The 26630-nt window shown below is 40.7% G+C and carries 28 protein-coding genes; 21 read left to right on the forward strand and 7 right to left on the reverse strand.

Annotated elements, in window-relative coordinates; translation table 11 throughout:
- The gene (gene dnaA / locus DSM08_RS00005) at positions 1-1428 is read left to right on the forward strand and encodes a chromosomal replication initiator protein DnaA (protein ID WP_149524200.1); all 1428 of its coding nucleotides are present in this window, start codon (positions 1-3) and stop codon (positions 1426-1428) included.
- A gap of 318 nt (positions 1429-1746) precedes the next feature.
- A complete protein-coding gene (locus DSM08_RS00010) occupies positions 1747-2529 on the forward strand; it encodes a group II intron maturase-specific domain-containing protein (RefSeq protein ID WP_223110844.1) in 783 nt (260 codons plus the stop codon).
- 135 nt (positions 2530-2664) lie between these two features.
- Here DSM08_RS00010 and DSM08_RS00015 read toward each other — a convergent pair whose 3' ends face one another.
- The 5 genes from DSM08_RS00015 to DSM08_RS00035 all read right to left on the reverse strand — a co-directional run bounded on the left by DSM08_RS00015 (position 2665) and on the right by DSM08_RS00035 (position 7365).
- The gene (locus tag DSM08_RS00015; protein ID WP_149524201.1) at positions 2665-3042 is read right to left on the reverse strand and encodes a hypothetical protein; all 378 of its coding nucleotides are present in this window, start codon (positions 3040-3042) and stop codon (positions 2665-2667) included.
- 265 nt (positions 3043-3307) lie between these two features.
- On the reverse strand, positions 3308-4330 hold the full coding sequence (gene lpxK / locus DSM08_RS00020) for a tetraacyldisaccharide 4'-kinase (protein WP_149524202.1): 1023 nt from the start codon (positions 4328-4330) through the stop codon (positions 3308-3310).
- 4 nt (positions 4331-4334) lie between these two features.
- Positions 4335-4796: a gliding motility lipoprotein GldH gene (locus tag DSM08_RS00025; protein WP_149524203.1), complete on the reverse strand. Its 462-nt coding sequence runs from the start codon at positions 4794-4796 to the stop codon at positions 4335-4337.
- A 12-nt stretch (positions 4797-4808) separates the two neighbouring features.
- The gene (locus tag DSM08_RS00030; protein WP_187773918.1) at positions 4809-6212 is read right to left on the reverse strand and encodes a PSP1 domain-containing protein; all 1404 of its coding nucleotides are present in this window, start codon (positions 6210-6212) and stop codon (positions 4809-4811) included.
- Between the two features lie 10 nt (positions 6213-6222).
- Entirely contained in the window at positions 6223-7365 is a 1143-nt protein-coding gene (locus DSM08_RS00035; protein WP_149524205.1) for a DNA polymerase III subunit, read from the reverse strand.
- A 128-nt stretch (positions 7366-7493) separates the two neighbouring features.
- Between DSM08_RS00035 and dnaN the strand changes: the two genes are divergently transcribed.
- The 16 genes from dnaN to DSM08_RS00115 all read left to right on the forward strand — a co-directional run bounded on the left by dnaN (position 7494) and on the right by DSM08_RS00115 (position 21592).
- A complete protein-coding gene (dnaN, locus tag DSM08_RS00040) occupies positions 7494-8615 on the forward strand; it encodes a DNA polymerase III subunit beta (RefSeq protein ID WP_149524206.1) in 1122 nt (373 codons plus the stop codon).
- Between the two features lie 13 nt (positions 8616-8628).
- Positions 8629-9282, forward strand: coding sequence for a DedA family protein (locus DSM08_RS00045; protein WP_149524207.1), 654 nt, complete (start codon positions 8629-8631; stop codon positions 9280-9282).
- 112 nt (positions 9283-9394) lie between these two features.
- Positions 9395-10045: a DedA family protein gene (locus DSM08_RS00050; protein ID WP_149524208.1), complete on the forward strand. Its 651-nt coding sequence runs from the start codon at positions 9395-9397 to the stop codon at positions 10043-10045.
- A 52-nt stretch (positions 10046-10097) separates the two neighbouring features.
- Positions 10098-10670: a CAP domain-containing protein gene (locus DSM08_RS00055; protein WP_149524209.1), complete on the forward strand. Its 573-nt coding sequence runs from the start codon at positions 10098-10100 to the stop codon at positions 10668-10670.
- A gap of 40 nt (positions 10671-10710) precedes the next feature.
- Positions 10711-11583: a YicC/YloC family endoribonuclease gene (locus DSM08_RS00060; protein WP_149524210.1), complete on the forward strand. Its 873-nt coding sequence runs from the start codon at positions 10711-10713 to the stop codon at positions 11581-11583.
- A gap of 1 nt (position 11584) precedes the next feature.
- A complete protein-coding gene (gene gmk / locus DSM08_RS00065; RefSeq protein WP_149524211.1) occupies positions 11585-12154 on the forward strand; it encodes a guanylate kinase in 570 nt (189 codons plus the stop codon).
- A complete protein-coding gene (gene nadD, locus DSM08_RS00070; RefSeq protein WP_149524212.1) occupies positions 12155-12736 on the forward strand; it encodes a nicotinate (nicotinamide) nucleotide adenylyltransferase in 582 nt (193 codons plus the stop codon). It begins immediately after the preceding gene.
- A gap of 97 nt (positions 12737-12833) precedes the next feature.
- Positions 12834-13022, forward strand: coding sequence for a CsbD family protein (locus DSM08_RS00075; protein WP_149524213.1), 189 nt, complete (start codon positions 12834-12836; stop codon positions 13020-13022).
- A 477-nt stretch (positions 13023-13499) separates the two neighbouring features.
- Entirely contained in the window at positions 13500-14279 is a 780-nt protein-coding gene (gene surE / locus DSM08_RS00080) for a 5'/3'-nucleotidase SurE (protein ID WP_149524214.1), read from the forward strand.
- Between the two features lie 3 nt (positions 14280-14282).
- Positions 14283-14543, forward strand: coding sequence for a hypothetical protein (locus tag DSM08_RS00085; protein ID WP_149524215.1), 261 nt, complete (start codon positions 14283-14285; stop codon positions 14541-14543).
- Between the two features lie 22 nt (positions 14544-14565).
- Positions 14566-15438: a 1,4-dihydroxy-6-naphthoate synthase gene (locus DSM08_RS00090; RefSeq protein ID WP_149524216.1), complete on the forward strand. Its 873-nt coding sequence runs from the start codon at positions 14566-14568 to the stop codon at positions 15436-15438.
- A 129-nt stretch (positions 15439-15567) separates the two neighbouring features.
- Positions 15568-18867 carry a preprotein translocase subunit SecA gene (gene secA, locus DSM08_RS00095; RefSeq protein ID WP_149524217.1) on the forward strand — a complete coding sequence of 1100 codons (3300 nt, stop codon included), beginning with the start codon at positions 15568-15570 and terminating at the stop codon, positions 18865-18867.
- An 8-nt stretch (positions 18868-18875) separates the two neighbouring features.
- Positions 18876-19334 (forward strand): SPOR domain-containing protein, encoded by a 459-nt coding sequence (locus tag DSM08_RS00100; protein ID WP_149524218.1) that lies wholly within the window; start codon positions 18876-18878, stop codon positions 19332-19334.
- A gap of 11 nt (positions 19335-19345) precedes the next feature.
- Positions 19346-20536 (forward strand): M20 metallopeptidase family protein, encoded by a 1191-nt coding sequence (locus DSM08_RS00105; protein ID WP_149524219.1) that lies wholly within the window; start codon positions 19346-19348, stop codon positions 20534-20536.
- A 1-nt stretch (position 20537) separates the two neighbouring features.
- Entirely contained in the window at positions 20538-21107 is a 570-nt protein-coding gene (locus DSM08_RS00110; RefSeq protein WP_149524220.1) for a thiamine diphosphokinase, read from the forward strand.
- Complete coding sequence (locus DSM08_RS00115) at positions 21104-21592, forward strand: GNAT family N-acetyltransferase (RefSeq protein WP_149524221.1); 489 nt, start codon at positions 21104-21106, stop codon at positions 21590-21592. Before DSM08_RS00110 ends, DSM08_RS00115 begins: the two co-directional genes overlap by 4 nt.
- Here DSM08_RS00115 and DSM08_RS00120 read toward each other — a convergent pair.
- On the reverse strand, positions 21581-22900 hold the full coding sequence (locus DSM08_RS00120; RefSeq protein WP_149524222.1) for a M28 family metallopeptidase: 1320 nt from the start codon (positions 22898-22900) through the stop codon (positions 21581-21583). The two genes, DSM08_RS00115 and DSM08_RS00120, sit on opposite strands and share 12 nt — an antisense overlap.
- Positions 22901-22993: 93 nt before the next feature.
- On the opposite strand from DSM08_RS00120, the gene DSM08_RS00125 reads away from it, so the two are divergent.
- The 3 genes from DSM08_RS00125 to DSM08_RS00140 all read left to right on the forward strand — a co-directional run bounded on the left by DSM08_RS00125 (position 22994) and on the right by DSM08_RS00140 (position 25524).
- Positions 22994-23308 (forward strand): rhodanese-like domain-containing protein, encoded by a 315-nt coding sequence (locus tag DSM08_RS00125; RefSeq protein ID WP_149524223.1) that lies wholly within the window; start codon positions 22994-22996, stop codon positions 23306-23308.
- 213 nt (positions 23309-23521) lie between these two features.
- Positions 23522-24946, forward strand: coding sequence for a Glu/Leu/Phe/Val family dehydrogenase (locus DSM08_RS00130; protein WP_149524224.1), 1425 nt, complete (start codon positions 23522-23524; stop codon positions 24944-24946).
- A gap of 338 nt (positions 24947-25284) precedes the next feature.
- Complete coding sequence (locus DSM08_RS00140; protein ID WP_149524226.1) at positions 25285-25524, forward strand: DUF6358 family protein; 240 nt, start codon at positions 25285-25287, stop codon at positions 25522-25524.
- 25 nt (positions 25525-25549) lie between these two features.
- On the opposite strand, the gene gcvT is transcribed toward DSM08_RS00140, so the two are convergent.
- Positions 25550-26629: a glycine cleavage system aminomethyltransferase GcvT gene (gcvT, locus tag DSM08_RS00145; protein ID WP_149524227.1), complete on the reverse strand. Its 1080-nt coding sequence runs from the start codon at positions 26627-26629 to the stop codon at positions 25550-25552.
- Between the last annotated feature and the right edge of the window lies 1 nt (position 26630).

Raw genomic sequence — 26630 nt, forward strand, 5'->3', positions numbered from 1 at the left:
ATGGAAAAAACGTGTACAAGTGTTTGGGAAAGTTGTCTTGCGGTCATAAAAGATAACATACCGACACAAAGTTTTAAAACATGGTTCGAACCCGTTAAAGCTGTACGTCTTGAAGGAAACGTTTTAACTATTCAAGTACCTAGTTTGTTTTTCTACGAGTGGTTAGAAGAGCATTACGTAGGTATCCTCAGAAAAACGGTTAAAAAGTTTTTAGGAGAGCAAGGTCGTTTGGAGTACAACATCGTAGTAGAGAAGTCCTCGGCGAACACTCCCTATACAACAAACATTCCTTCAAATGGTAATGGTGCAGAGGGCAAGAGACAGTCGATTCCAGTTCCTGTAGCGCTTAATAAGAACATCAAGAATCCATTCGTGATTCCTGGCTTGAAGAAATTGCAAGTTGATCCGCAATTGAACCAGAACTACACTTTCGATAACTTCATTGAAGGGGAGTGTAATCGTTTGGCACGTTCGGCGGGCTATGCGGTGGCAAACAAACCAGGAGGTACATCATTCAACCCCTTGATGGTTTATGGCGATGTAGGGTTAGGGAAGACACACCTTGCGCAAGCTATCGGAAACGAGATTAAGCGTAATCTTCCGGACAAACTTGTTATTTACGTGTCATGTGAGAAGTTCTGTCAGCAATTTGTTGACTCTTTAAAGAACAATACGATCAATGACTTCGTGAATTTCTACCAGGCTATGGACGTTATTATTATGGACGACGTGCATAACTTTGCCGGTAAGGAGAAGACGCAGGATATCTTCTTCCATATCTTCAACCACTTGCATCAGACAGGAAAGCAGATTATTTTGACTTCTGACAAGGCGCCTAAGGATCTTTCAGGACTTGAAGAACGCTTATTGAGCCGCTTTAAGTGGGGTTTATCAGCGGATATCCAGGTTCCAGATTTGGAAACCCGTATGGCGATCTTAAAGAAGAAGATGTACTCTGATGGTATCGAGCTGCCAGAAAATGTGGTAGAGTATGTTGCAAATCAAATTGATAATTCAGTTCGCGAATTAGAGGGTGCTATGGTATCATTACTAGCCCAATCAACATTAAACAAGCGCGAGATCGATTTGAACCTTGCAAAATCTATGTTGAAGAACTTTGTGAAGAATACCCACAAAGAGATTTCAATGGAATACATTCAAAAACTAGTTTGTGAATATTTCGAAGTGCCTGTAGAGATGGTAAAATCGAAAGTTCGGAAACGTGAAATCGTTCAGGCGAGACAGATTTCGATGTACTTGGCTAAGAATCATACGAAGTCATCACTTAAATCTATCGGTAGTTTCTTTGGAGGACGAGATCACTCAACGGTTATCTACGCATGTCAAACAGTAGAGGACTTGATCGAGACGGATAAGAAATTCAAAACTTACGTGCAAGATATTCAAAAGAAGTTAAAGGCTTCTTAAACATATAGTAAAGCTAAAAGATTTTAAAAGGGCATCTGATGAGGATGCCCTTTCTTTTGTGTGCCCAGCATGTGCAATAACTCTAGGGTGTAAGTCCCGAACACGCTTTTGCAGTGGGAAGTGTTAGCTTAGGACAAGGGTGTCCACCGCAAGGTGGAATCTGAAGGAAACCTGAGGCAAAACCTGGGTCCGACGAACAGAAACTACGTACAAGGCCGCAAGTGTTGGGTGAGGCTGCAAAACAAGTCAAAGCCCTGAACTGTACGGAAACACCATGTTAAATGTAGCGGATACAGGGCAGTCCTTTAAGTCCACTTTTTGTCAAACATCATCCTGAACGAAATAGATACGGAACTCAGCTCCCGTGGACATCGATTTGTACGTTATGCGGATGACTGTAGTATCTACACGAAGAGCAATAAATCCGCCACTCGTATTATGCGCAACATCACCAGCTACATCGAATCTACACTAAAGCTGAAGGTGAACCGTGAAAAGAGTAAGGTAAGCAAACCTTCCCAAAGTAGTTTACTCGGCTTTAGTTTCTTCAAAACTCAAGGAGATTGGCAGATTCGTATCTCTGCAAAGAGTATCGAACGAATCCGAGAGAAGTTACGTCAAAATACTCGACGTAATACAGTTACTGCTATGCATGAGCGACTGACTAAACTACGGCAAATTATTCACGGCTGGGTGGATTACTTTCGTAGAGCAACGAATAAGAAGGTGATGTTAGCACTAGATAAACTAGTGCGAAGACGCTTGCGTGTTCTGCTTTGGAAACAATGGAAGACCGCAGGTAATCGAATTCGGAACTTCATGAAACTGGGAGCCAAACGCTGGCTTGCCTACCAACATGCGAACACCCGTAAATCCTATACTCGGACAGGGACAAGCCCTATCGTTCAAACAACGCTAACAAACTCATACTTTACTAAACTAGGTTACGAAGGATTTGCAGACTACTATTACTGGAGAACAACGTCATCAAACGACGTTATTCTAACAAACCGCCTTGGTACGGATCCGTATGCCGGGTGGTGTGAGAGGACAGATAGGGAAATAATCCCTATCTTCTTACTCGATTGCTGTACGGTATAAAAACTTTCATGTTTGCATTGAAACAGCAGCATGGATGAGGGTTATTGATTGCCTTTGAAAACAGACACTTTCAGCAAAAAAGAGGGTTTGTCATAGTCCAAACCCTCTTTTATATGAAACATGAATAATTTCAGATTATTGTTGAGGTTGTGGTTGTGCCTCTGGTGCTTGTTTTTTTGCAGCACGTTCTTCCACGATTTTAGCATACAATGGTTTTTGTTCTTCAGTTAATAAACCAACCACTTTGCTATCTAAGTCAGCTGTAATCGCGGCTAATTGTTCTGCTTTCTTTGCTTCGTCTGTTTGCGCAGCATCAGATTTGATCGCGTGTTTTGCTTTTTTAGCTTCTAACACGATATCATAGATCTGTGTTTGTTGCTCTTGAGTCAAGTTCAATTGTGAAGTCCACTCGGTAACTGTTTGTTTTGCTTTTTCCTCAGGATTTACTTCCTGTGCAAATGTTAGAGTTAATGAAAATAATACTGCGGATACTGCTAAAAATAACTTTTTCATGATGTGTTTTTTTTTCGTTTAAAATTTATTTATTTACTCCGTTTCTGTACAATAATAACAACCGAATTGACTGATTTATTATCTGTTTGTATCAGGTTTGTTACTTTTTAACATTTCTTAACAAGAATTTACCTTGTTTAATTCGATAAATAGTAGGCAAAAAATAGCTTTAAACACCTGTTAAGCAATATTTTTAATAGTATAGAGATAAAAATACGTGAAATGGAAGGGATAAATACGGGAGGAGTGTTTTTACCGTAGAGTCTTAGTTAGATAGCTTTTCCACGACCTGCTCTAGAAAGCTATTCTCTTCAATAATATTCGTTTCAATGGGGATATAATAGACAGGAATATGAACTAATTGGCTGATGTCCATACGCTGCGCATCCTTTTCTGTTGTCAGTATAAGCTTCTTTTTGCTAGCTACTTCCTCATAACAGGATAAAATTTTTTTATAGTCCTTCGCTTGGAAATCATGATGATCGGGATATGCAATATGTTGAAACGATATTCCAAGATTGATCAGATGCTCTTTTAGTGGCTCAGGATTAGCGATTCCTGTAATAAGCAGTAAAGAGTAGTCCGAAAGATTATCTACACTTATATCAGAAGATAGAGGCTTTATCGGCAAATATTTTATGTTGGAATAAAAGATACTAGCCTTCGCATTGTGCTTTCTGATCTTCTGTTCTATGTGATTCTTCTCTTCCGGCCGAATAGTACTTGGACATTTGGTTATTAAAATAATGTCGGCGCGCTTAGTTTGGTCGAAGGTATCTCTAAAATTGCCGGTAGGCAGCAGCAGGATAGGATTTAAGATGGAATAATAATCAAATAATAAAATGGAACAGGTAGGTTTTACCTTTCTATGCTGAAAAGCATCGTCTAACAGAATAAGATCGTGATCCTTTTGAAGGATTTCGATACCCTCTGCCCTATTCTCATCGACAGCGACGGTAATATGTGGATGGTTCTTCTTAATCTGCAGCGGCTCGTCTCCTACAGATTCCACGGTATCAGAAAGCTCTACTTTCCGGAAGCCCTTGGTTTTCCGACCATAGCCTCTGCTGAGCGTCGCAAGCTTATAACGCTGTTGAAGCTTATCTACTAAAAACTGTACTAATGGAGACTTTCCAGCTCCGCCAACTGCTAAATTACCGATGACGATTGTGTTTACAGGGAAGGATTTAGATTGGAATATGCCTAGGTCATAGCATTGATTTCTAACCCATATAATAAGGGTATAGAGGATGGTAAAAGGGAGTAATAACCATCGTAGAATCAGCATAACCTTACTTTTGAATAAGCTTCAAACCCACATCATTAATTCCATGAAGTGGGTTCTCACGCATATTTTGTTCAATAGAGAATACATATTTCCCCGTATCCGGGAATGTAAAGTTCTCTTTCACCAGTATCGATTGCTCGTAAAGGTTTCCCGCCGACTTGCCTGTCCAGCGGCCGTCTAGTTCCGCCAGTTTAACCTCATGTCGATATGCGGTGTCTTTAAGTCCCTTGCCCTTTTCATGCAATAGAATAAAAATATTGGAAAAGGGATAATAGGCATTATGACGAAGATTGACATAGACGTCAAACTTAGTGTTTGGCGCTGTTATCTGTACATCGAAAGCGGGTTTGTTATTATAGTCCCAACTTTGTTTTGGGATATCGATATTCTTTTCAAAGAAGTAGCCCTCTTGGCATGAACTCAGCAAGAAGACGAGCATAAGAAACAAACCGATGTATGCTTTCATTCCTTTACGGTATTAATTTTCAGGTTTCGAACCTCCGTCCTGAGGTCTGTTATTGTTTTTATTTCTATTATTGTTCGGACGTCTTTTCGGTCTAGGGTTTTGATTTCCCTCTTTACCTTCAGCCGACTGTGCTTTCGGTTGCTGACCCTCTGTATTGTTGTTCGGATTAGGCTTTTGCCTTTGTCTCCTATTTGCTGGCTTTACCTGTGGATTTGCCTCCTGTTTAGGTCTTGCTGCATTATCCTGAGGCTTATCGTTCGTATTGTTAGGAGATTTCTTTTTCTTCTTCCTTTTCTTTCTATTACGGTCGTCTAAGCGAGTCAAGCTATCCTGTCCAACTACGTTTTCATAGTCTGGCGCAATTACCTTATCGTCCTCATCATCTTGTACAACGCCTAACTCAGCAGGTTTTTTACCATCTGCGTTCATTGCAGCGAATTCCTTAACCTTCTCTGCCGATAATGGAATCCAGCTTTCAGCACGCGGATAAGAGAACCACATGGTCTTTTTGAAGATATCGATCTTCTGTAAATATGCTACGCCTATCTCGGTTTCGATACGTTCGATATTGGAAGGTATGTCTTTCAGCGCATCCATATAGCTATCCAGTTCATAGTTCAAACAGCATTTCAACTTACCGCATTGTCCGGCAAGTTTCAACGTGTTCAGCGAAAGGTTCTGATACCTTGCTGCAGACGTAGAAACTGTTTTGAAGTCGGTTAACCAAGTAGAACAGCAAAGCTCGCGACCACAGCTACCAATACCGCCTAAGCGGCTAGCTTCCTGTCGCATCCCGATCTGTCTCATTTCAATACGGATACGGAACGCCTCCGCCATGCGCTTAATCAGCTCTCTAAAGTCAACACGACCTTCAGCCGTGTAATAGAAAGTAGCTTTAGTCTTATCACCTTGGTAATCTACATCGGATATTTTCATGGAAAGACCTAGCTCCAGCGCTAAATTACGAGCACGGTGCATGGTTTCCCATTCCAGATCCTTCGCCAACTGATATTTGGCAACATCATTTTCGTTAGCTTTCCGGTAGATTTTCTTGACTACATCTTCTGGTTTGATATTGTTTTTCTTGAGCTGCAAGCGAACTAATTCGCCTGTTAATGAAACATGGCCAATATCGTATCCCCCGGTATTAGGTTCTACGGCCACCATTTCGCCCATTTCTAAGTAGATGTTATCGGTATTTACAAAGAATTCCTTTCGAGAACCTTTAAATCTAACTTCAACAATATCAAACGGTTTATAATTTGAAGGCAAGTCCATATCAACTAGCCAATCGTATATATCTAATTTATTACATCCGCTGGTCATGCAGGTCCCGTTGTTATTACAACCGGCCGGAACAGTACCAAGTGTATTGCTTCCGCAACCACCCCCGGATGAGCAACTGCCACATCCCATATTTTCCTTTTTATATATATTGAGTCTCCTTAAGAGACGTCTTGTATTTAAATAATAAAACTAACTGCAAAGATAAATCTAAAAATAATATTTTAGGATTTGCATTTCTTTCAACAGAATAATGTGTTTTCTCGAGCAGGTCAATCGCCTCTGTTAGCTGTTCTAGGCTAGTTATTTCGGCAAACTTTTTTACGAAATCTAGTTCTTCTCCCTTCAAAAACAACATATCTGAGGCTCCATTCTGCATCAAAACGATCTGTCGGAGCACGTTTATGCTGTAGATCAGGAAGATTTTTTGATTCTCTCGCCCTAATTTGCTCAGCTCTTCTTCACAAAGCTGTATGATATTTAGCCCAGAGTCCGTAACGATAAAGCGAAACCAACGTATCAGCAGGTCAAAATGAGCATTTTCCTCTTCGGCAAGCTGATCGATGGCTTCCTGTATATTACCATCCGCTATAAAAGCGATTTCGTTTGCTCGGTCGCTGTTTATATGTTTTTCTTCTATTAGATAAGATGTCAACTCATCATGACTCAGCTTATTGACTTTCACCAATTGCGTTCTGGAAATAATGGTATTTAATATCTTGTCTTGATTTTCCGCAACTAATAAGAAGAGTGTCTTTGCGGGCGGTTCTTCAATAAGCTTTAGCAATGCATTTCCTTGCGTGTCCAAATACTCCGGAAGCCACATGATCAAGACCTTATATTCAGCCTCAAAGGACTTCAAACTAAGCTTTTTGATAATATCATGCGCTTCAGCGATATTGATGTTCGCCTGTTTGTTTTCAGCTTCTAGCTGTCCTCGCCAATGTGTTAAACTTAAGTATGGATTAGCTAAAAATGCCGTCCTCCACTCTTCCATATAGGTCGTAGCGGTTTCGTCTGCTTTCTTAGCGAAAAAGGGATACGAGAAATGTAAATCAGGGTGGATTAACTTTTCATATTTGATGCAGGAAGCACATTTGCCACAACTGTCATCATCTTGTTTATCCTCGCAGTTGATATACTGAGCATAGGCTACAGCGAGTGCTAGGCTCCCCGAGCCCTCAGGGCCCAAAAAGAGCTGTGCATGGCTCACTCTATTTTCTTTAACGGTAGATACAAGCTGTTGTTTAAGTGCTTGATGCCCTATTATCCTTTTAAACTGCATACTTTATAGGCAAAGTTACAAAAATATAGATACCGCTTTGATTTTATTACGGAGGAAGTAACATTTGCTTTTGAAATATTTAGATTCTTTTCTGTATTATTGCATATAAAAACTATTTTTCCCAGGAAATGAGATTTATTGTATCCACCTCTATTTTATTAAAACAATTACAATCTATTAGCGGCGCATCTAGCTCTAGCACAGTGCTCCCAATCTTAGAGAACTTCTTGTTTGAAATCAAAGATAACTTGTTGACAATTTCAGCTACCGACTTGCAAACCAGTATGGTTACCAGCTTGCAGATCGAAGCGAAAGAAGAAGGTCGCGTGGCGATGCCATCGAAGATCTTAATCGAAACATTGAAAACATTGCCTGATCAACCAGTAGCATTCTCTGTTGATATGAGCACGTTAGCCATTGAGATCAGTGCGGGTGATGGTAAGTATAAATTAAGCGGTGAAAATGCCGATGATTTCCCTAAAATACCGGTTGTTGATAACATCTCAACAGTAAACTTGGCTGCTCCCGTTCTATTGGAAGCAATCAACAAAACAATCTTTGCGGTGAGCAATGATGAACTTCGCCCAGCAATGTCTGGTGTATTAGTTCAATTGGCAGAACAATCTATCACATTCGTAGCTACCGATGCGCACAAATTAGTTCGCTATCGCCGTACGGATATCGGTGCTGAAAAGCCGACATCACTTATCCTTCCTAAGAAAGCACTTACTTTGTTGAAGTCTTCTTTGCCATCGGATGATGTCAATGTTTCAATCGAATACAATAATACAAATGCATTCTTCCAGTTTGGAAACATCAGCCTTATCTGTCGTTTAATCGACGAGCGCTATCCTGATTACGAAGCTGTAATACCTCGCTTAAACCCGAATAAGCTAACAGTAGATCGTTCCTTATTCTTAAACACCTTACGTCGTGTTGTTATTTTCGCTAATAAGACAACACATCAGGTGCGTTTAAAGATCTCAGGATCTGAACTACATATTTCAGCAGAGGATTTAGACTTCTCTAACGAAGCACATGAGCGCTTAAGCTGTCAATTTGAAGGAGAAGACATGGAGATCGGTTTCAATGCGAAATTCTTAGTAGAGATGTTGAACAACTTGAACTGCGAAGAAGTCGTGTTAGAGATGAGCACACCTAATCGTGCGGGCTTATTGTTGCCAGCAATCAAAGAAGACGGTGTTGATGTCTTGATGTTAGTGATGCCTGTGATGTTGAACAATATTTAATTAGCGAAAGACTTTGGATTTTATCTATTCGATTATTGACTTTATTCTCCATATCGATGACCATCTTGTGGAAATCGTCAATAACTATCAGACCTGGACATACCTGATCTTGTTTCTTATTATTTTCGCAGAGACTGGTCTTGTCGTTACTCCTTTTCTACCTGGAGACTCCCTTTTATTTGCAGCAGGAGCTATTATCGCAAAACCTGAAACAGATTTAAATGTCTTTGTGATGTGGATTCTATTGATGGTTGCCGGTATTCTGGGCGACTTGGTCAATTACCATATTGGGAAGTATATCGGACCGAAGGCATTCAGCGGGAAATATAAGTTCTTGAAAAAAGAATACCTGGAGAAAACAGAGAAATTCTACGAGAAGTATGGTGGAAAGACCATTATCTATGCTCGTTTTGTTCCAATCATCAGAACATTTGCTCCTTTCGTGGCGGGAGTAGGATCCATGTCCTACGCTAAATTCGCATCATATAATGTAATCGGCGCAATCTTATGGGTTACCTCCTTCCTATTCATAGGATACTTCTTTGGTGGTTTACCTATTATCAAAGACAATTTCACGATTGTTATTTTCGCCATTATCTTATTATCGATGCTGCCTCCAATTATCGAAGTAGTAAAAGAAAAATACGGAAAAAAGAAGGAAGCCTAAAAAGCTTCCTTTTTTTGTATCTATTCGATTGTTATAGAAATTTCAAAATGTCTTTTATCTATTTTGTTATTTCGCTCAAACTTTAAGACTTTTACAAAGTTTTAAATGAACAATGGAACTTATCAGTACCCTCATCGACTTTATCCTGCACATTGATGTGCATCTGGTCAATATCACCCAAGAATATCAAGCTTGGACCTACCTCATCCTCTTTCTGATCATCTTTGCTGAAACAGGTCTTGTCGTTACGCCCTTCTTGCCCGGAGATTCTGTTTTATTCGCTGCAGGCGCATTGATTGCCAAGCCGGAGACCGATCTCAATTTATTTGTGATGATGGGTTTACTGATTGCCGCCGCTATTATAGGCGATTTCGTGAATTATGAAATAGGGAAACATTTCGGTGCCCGAGTATTCAAACCGGGTTCTAAAATCTTTAAACCTGCCTATCTCGAAAAGACTCAAAATTTCTACAACAAATACGGGTTAAAAACTATTATCTACGCCCGCTTTGTGCCTATTGTCCGCACCTTTGCCCCATTCGTTGCCGGTATTGTGAAGATGCCCTATAGTAAGTTTGGGCTCTATAATATCGTCGGTGGTATCTTATGGGTATCCTTGTTCCTGATTGTTGGTTATTTCTTTGGACAGATTCCATTCGTGAAAAATAATTTTTCCCTTGTGGTACTGGCGATTATCGGTATCTCACTCCTACCGGCTATAATAGAAGTCATAAAAGCACGTTTTTCTAACAGTAAAAAATAACGAAGGCTGTTTAAACGCTTTTTGTTGTTACTAGTCTGTAAAAAGAAAAACTATGCGCTATCTATTACTTGCTATTGCCCTATGGGTGAACCCCATTTTTGCACAGAAAAACATTAAACTTGACCGTTCAGAAGCGAAGAAAGCCTATGAGTATCTCAATAAAATTCGTAGCAATCCTGAAAAATATCGCAGAGCATTACAGATCTCGAATATCAAACAGGTGACCCGCACCAAGTTGGTTTGGAATAAGGATTTAGCGAAGGTAGCAGAGTATAGAGCCTACGATATGGCTAATAGAAACTATTTCGATCATACCAACCCTGAAGGCATAGGACCGAATTATTATATCCAAAAGGCAGGCTACGACTTGAATAAAGATTGGCTGAAGCGCCGTTCTAATAATAATTTTGAGTCTATTGCAGCAAATCACGCTAGTGGCGTGGATGCTATCGAGGCATTTATTATTGGTCATGGATCGCCGGGAAAGATGCATCGCAAACATCTTTTAGGTATGGACCAATGGAATGGCTCACTCAAGGATGTTGGGATAGGCTTTGCGCGCGTTCCACGGGGCTCGACCTACAAAACCTATATCTGTGTCATTATCGCTAAACATGATTGGTAAATAGGCTTATTTCTTTTCTTGAAGTTTTATACCTTTGCATATGATAAAATCAATGACAGGTTATGGTATTGGTTCTGCCGATAATGGAACCGTTAAATATACCGTAGAAATCAAGTCTTTAAATTCTAAGTTTTTAGAACTCAACTTACGCCTACCAAAAGCAGTTTCTGACAAGGAACTATTCCTCCGCGGGGAATGCAGTAAGCTGATCGAGCGCGGAAAAGTCAATATCAACATTTCTACCGAATATGTCGACCAAACGGCAAAAGGAGCCTCTATCAATGCTGAGCTGTTGAAAGCATACTATGTGCAGCTTCAGGAAATTGCAACACAATTGGGCGATTCCAAAACCAACCTATTCGAGCAAGCTTTGAATATGCCTGAGGTAATCAGTCATGATGATGAAGTAGATGAAGAAGAAGGAAATGTCCTAACATCGGCTTTTTATGCTGCTGTAGAAAAATTCAACACCTTCCGTAAGGACGAGGGCAATGTGCTTAAACAAGACTTGCAACATCGTGTAGAATTGATTTTATCACATCTTACAGAGGTTGAATCAGTAGAGGGTAGCCGTATCCCATTGATTCGCGAACGCATCAACCAATATATGGAAGAGGCGGTCGGTAAGGAAAATGTCGATATGAACCGCTTCGAGCAGGAGTTGGTATTCTATATTGAGAAATTAGATATTACCGAAGAGAAAGTTCGCCTTCGTAGCCACTGTAACTACTTCATCGATGCATTGAACGGTGCTGATTCTAATGGGAAGAAATTAGGTTTCATCTCGCAAGAGATGGGTCGTGAGATCAATACCCTTGGTTCTAAAGCCAATAATGCGCAGATCCAACAGATCGTCGTGAAGATGAAGGATGAATTAGAAAAAGTAAAAGAGCAATTGCTAAACGTACTATAGCATGAACGGTAAATTATTAATCTTTTCTGCTCCTTCCGGAGCGGGAAAAACAACCATAGTTAAACGACTATTGGAAAAACACGGGGATAAGATTGCTTTTTCTATCTCTGCAAGTACACGGGAAGCTCGCGGAACCGAGCAAGATGGTGTAGACTATTATTTCATTTCTAAAGAAGATTTCCTTCATAAAGTAGCCAAACAAGAGTTTATTGAGTTTGAAGAGGTGTATAGCGGTACTTTTTACGGAACACTGCGCGCAGAGGTTGAACGCATTTGGAACGAAGGCAAGCATGTAATCTTTGATATTGATGTTGTGGGAGGCTTGCGCTTAAAGTCTAAATTTCCGGAGGAAGCTTTAGCGATATTCGTAAATCCACCATCCTTAGAAGTGCTGAAAGAACGCCTAACAGGTCGTGGCACAGACTCTGAGGAGAAGTTGAAAGAGCGATTTGCAAAAGCAGAGCATGAATTAAGTTTTGCTAACAAGTTTGACGTGGTGCTTCAGAACAACGATTTAGAAACCGCTTGTGCGGAAGCAGAAAAGCTAGTTTTAGATTTTATCAATTCATAAATGAGCAATACACAGGTAGGTTTGTTTTTCGGATCTTTTAATCCGGTGCATATCGGTCACCTGATTATTGCTAATTATATGGCAAATTATACCGCTTTGGATGAGGTTTGGTTCGTGGTATCACCGCAAAACCCATTCAAAGAGAAGAAGAGTTTGGGCAATATGTACGATCGGTTGGAGATGGTCAATCTGGCAATCGAGGGTGTCGACAAATTAAAGGCGTCCGACATTGAGTTTAAATTGCCCCAACCCTCTTATACCATAGATACCCTGACCCATCTGAAGGAAAAATATCCAACGAAGGATTTTATCTTAATCATGGGAGAGGACAATCTACAGGGATTAATGAAATGGAAAAATGCGGATATCCTACTCCGGGATTATCGCATTGTGGTTTATCCTCGCCCCGGCTATGACGGCGGAGAGCTGAAGAACCATCCTTCCATAACCATGACTGAAACCCCAGTAATGGAACTATCTTCCACATTCTTGCGCCAGGCTGTCAAAAACGGCAAATCTATTAAATTCTATACGCCAGATAAGGTCATCGAGTTTATCGATAAAAAGGGTTTATATTCTTAAATCACCCCCACTCTTTCCGAAAAAATTCAAAACAAATCCTGCAATCCCCTGTTGTAATTAGTAAAGTAATCACACAACAAAAAAAGGAGATTAAAAAATGGATAAGTTAGATTTAAAAGGAAAATGGAACGAGATGAAAGGTAAAATCAAGCAAGAATATGCTGATTGGACTGATGATGATTTGAAGTATGAAGAAGGAAAAGATGATGAGTTATTAGGAAGACTTCAACAAAAACTCGGACAAACAAGAGAAGACGTTATCACTTGGCTTAAAGGCCTAGGATAGGCGTATAGTAGTTAGTATTTAGTAGTTAGTATTAAGACCTATGGTCGCTTACTAAGTATTTACTAATCTTTATTTCTGAAAAGTTGGTGCAGAATATCAACTTCTATACATCACTCACTTTTCATTATCTTATATAACCCCAATCAAAGCACTTCTGAAGCGGCTTTGATTGCGGTTTGTATTGGGTTATCATTGGGTTCGAAAGGGGATTAAGCAGAAGCAGGCTTAACCCATGGAAAGCGCCCCTTTCGAAGCCAAAGGTCCAAACCAAAATATCCTGCCAATCCTAGAATCCATCCTTTCTTTTTCAAGAGAAACGGTCCTTTGGAAACCAAAGGTCAAGACACCCCCCTACTCTTATCTAATATTACTACCCGCCATAGGTCTTAATACTAAATACTAACTACTATCCCAAAAATAACATAACCTTGATTTTGCGAAATCCTACTTTTCATATCTTTTCTCTAACTTAGCGATATGTCGAAAAAGAAACCTACTATACTTGTCGTAAATGACGATGGAATTACTGCTCCGGGCATTAAAGTGCTTTTGGAAGTTATGCAGGAAATCGGGGATGTTATTGTTGTGGCGCCTGACAGTCCACAATCGGGCATGGGACACGCGATTACAATCGGTAGACCTTTACGATTAGATAAGATTGATTTATATCCTGGCGTGGAGATGTACAAATGCTCCGGTACGCCTGTTGACTGTGTTAAATTGGCGGTTAACAAGATCTTTAAAGGCAAGAAACCTGATTTATGTGTTTCGGGAATCAATCATGGGTTGAACTATTCGATTAATGTGTTGTATTCAGGAACGATGTCGGCTGCGGTAGAGGGAGCTATCGAGGATATTCCATCGATTGGATTTTCATTAGATGATTTCTCGCATAACGCTGATTTTTCGCATACCAGATCTTATGTGAAGACTATTGCGCAGCAGGTTCTGTTAAATGGTCTTCCAAAGAACACTTTGTTGAATGTCAATTTTCCGAATATAGCTAAGGATATTCATGGCATTAAGGTATGTCGTCAGGCAAATGCGAAGTGGTTTGAGGAGTTCGATGAACGTTTAGACCCATACAACAGAGAATACTTTTGGATGACGGGCAATTTCCTGCTACAGGATCGCGGCGAGGATACGGATGTTTATGCGCTAGCCAATGGCTTTGTCTCCATTGTTCCTACACAATTTGACATGACAGCGCATCATGCAATTCCGGAGTTGAATTCTTGGAATTTTGACGATAAGTAAGCGATGAAGAATAATTTTTTATTGGGTTTAATCTTGGGCGCAATCAGTCCGGCATTAGCTTATTATTTAACTGAATTTACGGAACTGCATCTACAGCTATTTCCTACGAAGCCAGCGGGCTTCTATGTGCTTGCCGCGACGGTTAATCTGGTGGCTGCATGGATTTCGCATAAGAAGGGCTTTGACAAGATAGCAACAGGATTGATCTTAGCGACTTTCTTAGGGATGATGTGGTTAATTTTTACGAAGAATATTTCAATTTAAGCATTTAGGCTGCTTTATAGTTATGGAAAAACTGACACTGGGCTTCTCGCCCTGTCCGAATGATACATTTATTTTTGATGCGTTGATACATGGAAAGATTGACACTGGGGGGCTTCAGTTCCACGTGGAATATCATGATGTGGAAACGCTGAATGCGAAGGCATTTGCTAATGATTTGGATATCACTAAATTAAGCTACCATGCTTTTGCCTATGCGGTTGAAGACTACGAATTGCTGGACGCGGGAAGTGCGCTGGGCTTTGGCGTAGGGCCGCTATTGATCTGCAAGGATGAGGCATTAGCTGCACAATTGGGACGTTACGCCGGAGGCGATCTACCTGAAGAATTTGCTAATCTAAAAGTCGGTATTCCCGGCAAATATACCACCGCTAATTTCCTGTTGGGTCTGGCCTATCCAGGTTTGCAGAACAAACAAGAGATGGTATTCTCGGATATAGAAGCATCTTTACTAGACGGAAGTATCGATGTAGGATTGATTATCCATGAGAACAGGTTCACTTATATGGACAAGGGTCTTCATAAAATTGCGGACCTTGGGGACTTTTGGGAAAAAACGACAGGTTCGCCGATTCCATTAGGGGGAATTGTCATTAAGCGATCATTACCGCAGGAAGTCAAAGAAAAGGTAAATAGGTTGCTGAAGGAAAGCGTGCAGTATGCCTTTGCGAATCCGAAATCGGGCATTGACTATATCCGTTCGCATGCGCAAGAAATGGAAGAAGAAGTCATGTATAAACACATCGAATTGTACGTTAATAGCTATTCTGAGGAACTTGGGGATGAAGGCAGACGTGCCGTCAATCGTATGTTCGATAAGGCCCGCACATTGAATCTGATTCCGACAACATCAAAAAATATATATTTAGTAAAATAATTGATAAAAAAGGTTTGGGAAACTGTTAGTTATCATCTGTATTAACTAAATTTGCCCGATTAATGTCAAAATGTCTGCTACTAGGGTTTGGAGCCATTATTGTACATGCCAATACAGAAATAGAGAATTATGTTAAAATTTTTAAGCAAATTATTCGGCAGTAAGTCTGAAAGAGATATCAAAGGTGTACAACCGATTGTACAGAAGATTAAGGATGAGTACGAGAAGCTATCGGGCTTGAGCCATGATGAACTGCGTGGAAAAACCCTAGAATTTAAGAGCAGAATTGCTGAATATTTGCAAGACATTGATAAGGAAATTGACGAATTGAAACTACATGCGGAGGCTACCGAAGACATGGAAGACAAGACGGCAACATACGAGAAAGTTGATAAATTAACCAAAGACCGCGACAAGAAATTAGAAGAGGTATTAGCGGAGATCCTTCCGGAAGCCTTTGCGGTTGTCAAAGAAACAGCAAGACGTTTTACTGAAAATAAAGAAATCAAGGTTACAGCAACTCAATTTGATAGAGACCTAGCGGTTCGTAAGCCGAACGTTACTATAGACGGCGAGTTTGCAATCTGGAAAAATAGTTGGACTGCAGCTGGTACGGACGTAACATGGAACATGGTTCACTATGATGTTCAGTTGATCGGTGGTATTGTATTGCACCAAGGTAAGATCGCAGAGATGTCTACAGGTGAGGGTAAAACATTAGTAGGTACATTGCCTACTTATTTGAACGCGCTATCTGGCCAAGGTATCCACATCGTAACGGTCAATGATTACTTAGCACGTCGTGACTCGGAGTGGAATGGTCCTATCTTCGAATTCCACGGATTGAGCGTTGATTGTATCGACAAACACCAGCCTAACTCACAACAACGTCGTCAGGCATACCAAGCGGATATCGTTTATGGAACGAACAATGAGTTCGGTTTCGATTATTTGCGTGATAACATGACCAATACCAAAGAGTCGATGGTTCAGCGCAAATTACACTTTGCGATGATTGATGAGGTTGACTCGGTATTAATTGACGATGCACGTACGCCTTTAATTATTTCTGGTCCTATCCCATTGGGCGATCAGCATGAGTTTTACCAATTGAAACCAAGAATCGAACGTTTAGTAAATGCGCAAAAAGCTTATATCAATACCGTATTGAATCAAGCTAAGAAAGCAATTGCTGATGGCGATACAGACGTTGAAAAAGGTGGTTTAGCACTATTCCGTGCTTACCGCGGTTTACCAAAGAATAAAGCTTTAATCAAGTTCTTAAGTGAGGGCAATCACCGTCAGATCTTACAGAAAGTTGAAAACTACTATATGCAGGAGCAGAACCGCCATATGCCGAAGGCAGATGCGGAATTGTTCTTTGTAATCGATGAGAAAAACAATCAAGTAGAGCTTACAGAAAAAGGTATTGAATTAATTACAGCTACTGGAGAAGATCCAAGCTTCTTTATCTTACCAGACGTAGGTACAGAGATTGCGGAAATCGAAAAAACAGATATCCCTGTAGAAGAGAAAGCACAACGTAAAGAGGAGTTGATGCGCGATTACTCGGTAAAAGCAGAGCGTATTCACTCGATCAACCAGTTGTTGAAAGCATATACTTTATTTGAGATCGATGATCAATACATCGTTGATGAGGGTAAAGTAAAGATTGTAGATGAGCAAACAGGTCGTATTATGGATGGTCGTCGTTATTCTGACGGTCTACACCAAGCGATCGAGGCGAAAGAAAATGTGAAAGTAGAGGACGCGACACAAACTTACGCGACGATTACCTTACAAAACTACTTCCGTATGTACCACAAGTTATCAGGGATGACGGGTACTGCATCTACAGAAGCAGGAGAGCTTTGGGAAATCTACAAATTAGACGTTGTGGAGATCCCTACAAACAAAGGAATTCAACGTGATGACCGTCAAGATTTTATCTATCGTACGGCTCGCGAGAAATATAATGCTGTAGCACAAGAAATCCAGACATTGACAGAGGCAGGCCGTCCGGTATTGGTTGGTACGACTTCCGTTGAGATTTCAGAGTTATTAAGCCGTATGTTGAAGCTTCGTGGTGTTAAGCACAATGTGTTGAACGCGAAATTGCACCAGAAAGAGGCGGATATCGTAGCAGAAGCTGGTCGTCCGGGTCAGGTTACTATTGCGACGAACATGGCAGGTCGTGGTACGGATATTAAATTAACAGAAGAGGTTATCAATGCGGGTGGTTTAGCGATCATCGGTACGGAGCGCCATGAGTCTCGTCGTGTTGACCGTCAGTTAAGAGGTCGTGCGGGACGTCAGGGTGACCCAGGTTCGTCACAGTTCTTTGTATCCCTAGAGGATCCATTGATGCGTTTATTTGCTTCAGAGCGTATCTCTAACCTAATGGTTAAGATGGGTGTTGAAGATGGCGAGGTGATGCAACACAGTATGTTGACAAAATCTATCGAGCGTGCTCAACGTAAAGTAGAGGAGAACAACTTTGGTATTCGTAAGCGTTTGTTAGAGTATGACGATGTGATGAACTCGCAACGTAATGTAATTTACACAAAACGTAAGAATGCATTGTTCGGAGAGCGTTTAGACGTGGATTTGAACAATACGATCTATGATGTTGTAGAAGATATCGTATTAGAGGCGAAAGAAGATAATAACTTCGACGAGTTCCAAATTGAAGTAATCCGCGTATTTGCTATCAATCCGGAGATTTCTAAAGAGGAATTTGCTTCGACATCAGGAAATGATTTAGTAGAGAAATTGTTTACTCAGGTAATCAATTACTACCATAAGAAAGCAGAAAACATCGCAGCAATGACATTGCCAGTATTGACCAATGTAATGGCTGAGCGCGGAGGAATGATAGAAAATATCGTAATTCCTTTCAGCGATGGTATTCGTGGCATTCAAGTTGCTTCAAATTTGAAGAAAGCAGTAGAGAGCAATGGTAAGGATGTGTTCAGATCATTTGAGAAAGGCATTGTACTAGCTTTGATCGATGAAGCATGGAAAGAACACCTTCGTGAGATGGATGATTTGAAACAATCTGTTCAGAATGCTGTTTATGAACAAAAAGATCCTATTATTATCTATAAAATGGAGGCTTACAACTTGTTTAAAAACATGTTAGCTTCTATGAATAAAGATATCGTTAGTTTCTTATTTAAAGGAGAGATCCCGGGACAACAACAAGAAGCAGAGAATATTCAAGCTGCTCGTTCGGAGGCTCCGAAGGTAAAAACAACGGAAACAAAAGAGGAACTTAGTTCACCAACAGGCGTTAGTGAAGAGGATTTGAATACACAGGAGCCGCAAGTAACTCAACCGATTCGTAAAGAACAAGAGGTTGGAAGAAACGATGAGTGTCCTTGTGGATCAGGTCTTAAATACAAGAACTGTCACGGAAAACAAGGTTAAGAAATAAAATGATTAGAAAAGGATTTATTGTAGGTTGCTTCTTTTTAGTGTTGTGCCAATTTGCAAAAGCACAAGAAGGAAAGGTATTAGTTGTTAAAGATTCATTGATTGGGCTTTTACAGGAATATCGCGCATACTATGCAATAAATCCTTCTACATCTACCAAGACTCCTATTACCTTGGAGGAGAAGAAAATCGATAAGCGTTATGCTAAGCGGGTAAAGGTTCGCGGTTTCCGCGTTCAGATCTATTCCGGCAGCAACAGAACCGAGGCTACCAATGTTCAGAATAGCTTCCTACGTCAAAACAGCGACATGGGGGCATATCTAGACTATGTGGAGCCTAATTATCGTGTTAAAGTCGGTGATTTTACCAGCCGTTCAGCGGCAACCGAATATATGAGACGTCTTCGCGGGACATATAGAAATGTCTTTGTATTTGTCGAAGATGTTTGGGTATGGCAATAGCGGAAGAAAGCATGTCTAATATCAAAGAAAAGATTCAAGACCTCGCTGAAGTATATTATCAAGATACAATAACCAACAGAAGACATTTGCACCAACACCCGGAGCTGTCTTTTGAAGAATACAATACCTCAGCCTTCATTCAACAAATTTTAAGAGATTTAAATATCCCCTTCAACATGATGGCCAATACGGGCATTGTTGCAGAGATCAAGGGCGATATCCCATCGGATAAGGTCTTGGCCTTGCGCGCCGATATGGATGCTTTACCTATTACAGAGGTTGAAGGAAGGTCCTATGGTTCTCAGAACCCTGGCGTGATGCATGCCTGTGGGCATGATGTCCATACCTCCTCATTAATCGGGGTGGCAAAAATCTTAAATGATCTGAAGGGCGAATTAGCGGGTACTATCCGTCTGATTTTTCAACCTGGGGAAGAAAGACTTCCTGGCGGAGCTTCGCTGATGATTAAGGAAGGTGCTTTGAAGAATCCGGAACCTATGGGGATTGTCGGACAACATGTGATGCCTTTCCTGGAAACTGGAACAGTCGGCTTTCGTTCGGGCAAGTACATGGCTTCCTGCGATGAATTGTTTATGACGATTCGTGGAAAGGGAGGACATGGCGCACATCCGCATCAGAATATTGATCCTATTGCTATTTCAGCGCAGATTATTACAGCATTGCAGCAGATTGTTAGCCGTAGTGCAGACCCACGGATACCAACGGTACTTTCCTGGGGAAAGATTATAGGCAACGGGGCAACGAATATTATTCCTGAAGAGGTTTATATGGAAGGTACTTTCCGCACCTTCGACGAGGTTTGGCGTGCTGAAGCTCATGAGAAGATGGTGAAGCTTGCTGAAGGAATTGCCGACAGCATGGGTGCCACCTGCGAATTTGAAGTTAGAAAGGGCTATCCATTCTTAATTAACGAGCCGGGAATTACCGAGGCGTCTAGAGCTTATGCAGAAGACTATCTAGGTAAGGATAAGGTCGTTGAATTGGATCTATGGCCGGCTGCGGAGGATTTCTCCTATTATTCTCAAGAGATTTCCGCTTGTTTCTACCGTTTAGGGACAGGAAATAAGGCGAAGGGCATTCAATCTGCCGTTCATACACCGACATTCGATATTGACGAAGAGGCTTTGAAAATCAGTATCGGACTGATGAGTTATATTGCGTTTCGTTATTTATCTGCCTAATATGTCATCCCATCACATTGTTCGTGAGAATCAAGAACCGGCTTTATTTGTTGTAGATCCGCATAATATTGACGCTGAATATTTAGGGCAGCTGTTGGAGTGGAGCCCTACGATTATTACACTTGCTCAGCATTATGAAGTTTTAGCGTCTTGGGGCATCAAAGTCGATGTATTGCTGGTGGATGGACATGTTGCGACCGATATGGAAGAGCATTTGTTGGCCATCAGTTACTCGGAAGATTACTATTCAGCTTTATTTGCCTATCTGGAGAGCAAAAAGAACTATACTCTGAATATCATCGTAGATCAGTTTGAAAAGGCTGATTTCTTAGCATACCTACCTACTTTTACCATTAATTTTATCTCTAACGGTTTCAAATACGTGTTGCTACAGCAGTATGAGAAATGGCTACCTGCGGGATTAATTTTGCATTTACCTGATGCATATCATTTGACGGACAAGTTTAGTAATGTAAATTTACTAGACGCGAATCAATTAGAAGTTCGCGAGGATGGTTTTGTGACCATGCAGAAGACAAATGATTACGTATTAATTGGTGAAGTCTTATGATCCATATTGAAAGAGCAACAGAAGCAGACGCGAGCGTTATTCGTGATTTAGCATTAGCAACCTGGTATCCTACTTATAGTCCCGTTTTAGAGAAAGCACAGATTGATTTTATGTTGGAACAGAGTTATTCTGTGGCGGCGCTGCAGGAAGGAATGCGCGAGAGTGCCGCTTTTTATCTCTTTTTGGAAGATGGTGTTGCGCAAGGCTTTATGAGTCTTTCTACCCATGCCGATAAAATCAGAATCGATAAGCTTTATTTGTTGCCTGCCACCCAGGGGCGCGGTTTTGGGAAATTGATGATCGACTTTGCAGCAGAGGAAGCACAGAAACAGGGTTTGTCGACTTTAGAATTGAATGTAAACCGAAACAATAAGGCCTACCACTTCTACCTGAAACAAGGATTTGAGGTAGTAGAGACGGTGGATATTCCCTACTACCAATTTGTTCTGAATGACTATGTCATGCAGAAAAATCTAATCTCTTAGTTTTTCTACGCGGCTTGGTGTCTGTGTACCATTGATGATACCGATAGCGCCAGCAGCAATTGCTTCTATACTTGATTTTATATTATTGAGGTCTAAAGTGCTCACCTCGTCTTTCACGGTATGATAATAAGCATCTTTATCAATCTGTGAGGTGGAGAAGGTATGTGCCGGCACGCCTAAAGCGGCCAATACGGCATTGTCGCTGCGGTAGAATAAGTTTTGTGTTTTATAAGGGTCGGGATGAAAGGTAAAGGAAGAGCCTTTCAGATTTTCTTGCATCAATGCACCTAAATTGGATGCGTCAAATCCGGTTACATATAAGCTGTTCGGGCCGAATCTCGAGTCTTTTCCGATCATCTCGATATTGATCATCGCAGTTACTTTCTCCGGATCGATATTGTTCGAGAAGTATTTCGAGCCAAACATACCAATCTCTTCTGCGGTAAAAGATACGAAGATCAAGGTGCGTTCGTTGTTGTTCAATTTCTTGTAATAACGGGCAAGTTCAATTAAAGCAGTAGTACCTGAGGCATCATCATCAGCACCATTGGCGATAGAATCCTGCCCCTCCGGCTTGATAATTCCGATATGGTCATAATGCGATGAAAAGATAACAAATTCATCAGCCTTCGATTTGCCTGGGATAATGCCTGCTACATTAAACATAGGAAGCTCTTCTTCTTGGCGCTGTTGAGAGATTTGGTATTTGCCGGCCAGTTGGTCTGCAATTACAAAAACTTTGCTTACAGCGCTTGTACTGGCTTGATCTTTCGTTGTGATGTTTTCACGCCCTGAATAAATCTTTTTGAAGCGAGCAAGGAAGGTATCGTGCTTCTGGTCTACCAATACGATTGCATTATCTGCATCTTTCTGTACATATTCACGGAACTTTAGCGAGAAGTCATCCTCTGCAGTAATATGCAAGGTTTTTAAGCCGGATCCTTCGTTGAAATTTTCCGCTACTCCCCCACCAACGATCAGGAACTTATCCTCGTTGAGCTTCTTGCCATCCCAAAGAACGCTTTGACTGGCTACTTTAGATTTATTGACTAAAAAAGATTGTCTGTAGTTCTCTTCGGCATAAGGCACTAATCCGATATTCTTAAACTCGGAAGCGATGAAATCTGCTGCTCTAGAGATGTCGGGAATCGATAAGGAGGACCTTCCGCGCATTTCGTCGGAAGCTAGCGTATTAAGTATTCTACTGATATTTTCTGTTGAAGTGATCGGTAGTTCTTTTTGTTTTTGTGCAAAACCGAACTGTAAGGTTAGCCCCAATAACAAGGAAAGTGCTAAGGATTTTTTCATGTTTCAAAATTTTTTTGAATTTAATAAATTTAATAAACTAATGACGGAGTGATTGGTTTAATTAATTATCTTTGGTAAAAGCGTATAAATACTATGAAAGAAATTAGCGTTCAGGAATTAAAGGATATGATGGATCATAATGTTGAATTTCAACTAATTGACGTTCGTGAGCCTTTTGAATATGAAGTATCCAATTTAAATGGGGTAAATATTCCATTATCAGGTGTGGTGATTGAATCGGAAAAGATTTCTAAAGACATTCCGGTAATTCTGCAATGCCGTTCGGGAAAGCGTAGTGCTCAAGCGGTTATGCTATTAGAGCAAGAGGGATTTACGAATCTTTCGAACTTGCAAGGTGGTATTTTAGCATGGAAAGATGCTTTCGACCCAGAAATGGAAGTATATTAGAAATTAATAGATAATAACATTATCAATAAAAAGTCCGAGCATAGCTTGGACTTTTTGTTTTTGTGCTTGTTTTTTGATTTTCTGATAAAAAAGAAAATCTTTTGTTATCAATTGATTAAAAACATTGTTTTTCAGGGTAACCTTATTGGAAATATCATAAAACAATTACCTTTATACTAATTTATACCAAGTGTAAACAAATACAATAAATCTATGTCCAGTCAAGACAACACAACGTACAGTTTTTTCCAAGGGGTTGCTCGCAACTTCGACAAAGCGGCCAAATTCACTCGTTTTTCCCCAGGAATTCTCGATCAAATCAAAGCTTGTAACTCTATTCTTCGTGTGAAGTTCCCCGTGAAAATCGGAGAAGAGATCGAAGTAATCGAAGCTTACCGCGTTCAGCACTCACATCATAAGTTGCCATGTAAAGGTGGTATTCGCTTCAGTATGGAAGTAGATCAGGATGAGGTAATGGCGCTTGCGTCATTGATGACTTACAAATGTGCCATCGTAAATGTCCCTTTCGGCGGTGCTAAGGGCGGTATTAAAATCGATGCTAAGAAGTATTCGGAGTATGAGTTAGAGAAGATCACCAGACGTTATACGACGGAATTAGTGAAGAAGAATTTTATCGGTCCAGGAACCGATGTGCCGGCTCCGGATTATGGAACGGGTGCTCGCGAGATGAGCTGGATCGTTGATACATATACCACGTTGAATCCTAATGAGATCAATGCACAGGCTTGTGTTACGGGTAAGCCAATTTCTCAGGGTGGTGTTCGCGGACGTGCCGAAGCAACCGGTTTAGGGGTTTTCTTTGGGGTTCGTGAAGCCGTTAAGAATGAGGAAGACATGGCTGCGCTAGGGCTTTCAGTAGGTATCGCAGGCAAGCGCGTGATTGTTCAGGGTTTAGGAAACGTGGGCTACCATGCAGCAAATTACTTCCAAGACGAAGGTGCTATTTTGGTAGGTTTGATTGAATATGAAGGAGCAATTTACAATGCAGACGGATTAGATTTGAATGCTGTTGTTGCGCACAGAAAAGCTACAGGATCTATTTTGAACTTCCCTGGCGCTGAGAATATCTTGGAATCTGCCAAAGGTCTAGAATATCCATGTGATATCTTAATTCCAGCAGCTTTAGAGTCTGTAATTAATGGCGATAATGCGGATAGAATCCAAGCGCAGATTATTGGTGAGGCAGCGAATGGACCGTTGACTCCGGAAGCGGATGAAATATTGAACGGCAAGGGTAAGTTGGTTATTCCGGACATCTATCTGAATGCCGGTGGTGTGACGGTTTCTTACTTCGAATGGTTGAAGAACTTAAGCCACGTTCGTTATGGACGCTTAGAGAAGCGCTTTAGCGAAAACATGTATGCAGAGATCTTGAATATCATCGAGTCGATGACGAACCAAAAGGTTTCTAAATTAGAACGTAAGATTATTTTACGTGGACCGGATGAGGTGGATTTAGTATATTCTGGATTAGAAGATACTATGATCGGTTCTTATCAAGAAATCCACGATATCTGGAAGAATACCGAGGGTGTTGAGGATTTGAGAACTGCAGCCTTTATCTGTGCCATCAATAAAGTTGGTGAGTCTTATAAAGAATTAGGAATCTTCCCATAAGGATAAAAAGATTTAGATATTCACTACCTTTGTTCCATGAACAAGGTAATTCAACAGACTAAACAGGCCTTTCTGTTTAGTCTGGCTTTTTATATCCTAGCTATACTTTTGCTTCTCTTTAAAGTTGGCTTTGCCCCTATCCTTTTGAGCATTGCGATGCTCGTTTCGTTGATATGGGTGGTACTTGTTCTCCGAGAAATTATGCTTTCCACTTCCATTAGCAATACAGAAAGAATGATAATGGCTTTATTCGTTATCCTGTTGAATATTGTGGGAGGAATTGTTTATTTCTCTTTTCTCAGAAAAAGTGTAATTGGAAGCCCAGTAATAAAAAAGAAATGACGAAGAAGTTTATATTGAACGTAGTATTGAACCTAGGTATTGTATTTCTGATACTTAGTAGTGTGGCCGGTTATAACAGCGGGAATATGTTGTATCTGGGTCTGTCGATTGCCCTATTGGTTGTTTTGGTCTATCTTAAGATTGTTTTATTGAAACAGGTTAGCCGCGACGTTCAGGCAAAGAAAGCTGCGGCAGCACAGGAACTGGCAAGACAAAAAAAGAGGGCTAAAAAATAGCCCTCTGCTTATAAATTTTGTAGCCTTATTTTACGAAAGGCGGCTTTTTAACGATTGCTTTAATCGGCTGATTACGGATAGAAATGAAGATTTCTGTACCGTCTTTTGCGAAAGCAGTATCCACATAGCCTAAACCAACGGATTTCTTCAAGGTTGGTGATTGCGTTCCTGAAGTAACACGACCAATCTTATTTCCTTCAGCATCTACGATTTCGTAATCATGACGAGGAATACCTCTGTCGATCATTTCGAAGCCTACTAACTTTTGTGTCAATCCTCTTTCTTTTTCAGCTTTTAGGTTTTCAGAGTTCACGAAGTCTTTCGTGAATTTAGTAACCCATCCTAGACCCGCTGCTAATGGAGAAGTTGTATCATCGATATCATTTCCATATAAACAGAAGCCCATTTCCAAACGTAAGGTATCACGAGCGCCTAAACCGATTGGTTTGATGCCATATTGTTTACCTGCTTCCATGATCGCATTCCATACTTGCTCCGCATGCTCATTGTCTACATAGATCTCGAAGCCACCAGCGCCTGTATATCCTGTTGCTGACACCAATACATTCTCAACACCGGCAAATACACCTTTTTGGAAAGAATAGTACTCCATAGGCGCTAATTCGATGTCTGTTAAGCCTTGTAATGCATCGGCAGCTTTCGGACCTTGTACAGCGAATAAAGAAGTCTTATCAGAGATATCTTTCATCTCTACACCGAACGTGTTGTATTTGCTGATCCAGTTCCAGTCTTTTTCAATATTGGAAGCATTGACAACGAGAAGGTAAGTGATGTCGTCAATTTTATAAGTCAAGAAATCGTCTACAATTCCACCTTCTTCATTAGGGATATAAGCATATTGTACTTTACCGTCATAAAGCTTAGAAGCATCATTAGAAGAGATTTTTTGAATAAGGTCAAGTGCTTTTTCACCTTTTAAGATGAACTCACCCATATGGCTAACGTCGAACATACCTACTCCGGTACGTACTGTCTCGTGCTCATCATTAATGCCGCTGTATTGAACAGGCATGTTAAAACCAGCGAAAGGAACCATCTTCGCGCCTAAAGCAATATGCAGGTTAGATAACGCAGTATTTTTCATG

This window comes from Sphingobacterium hotanense (genome assembly GCF_008274825.1).
Taxonomy (GTDB): Bacteria; Bacteroidota; Bacteroidia; order Sphingobacteriales; family Sphingobacteriaceae; genus Sphingobacterium; species Sphingobacterium hotanense.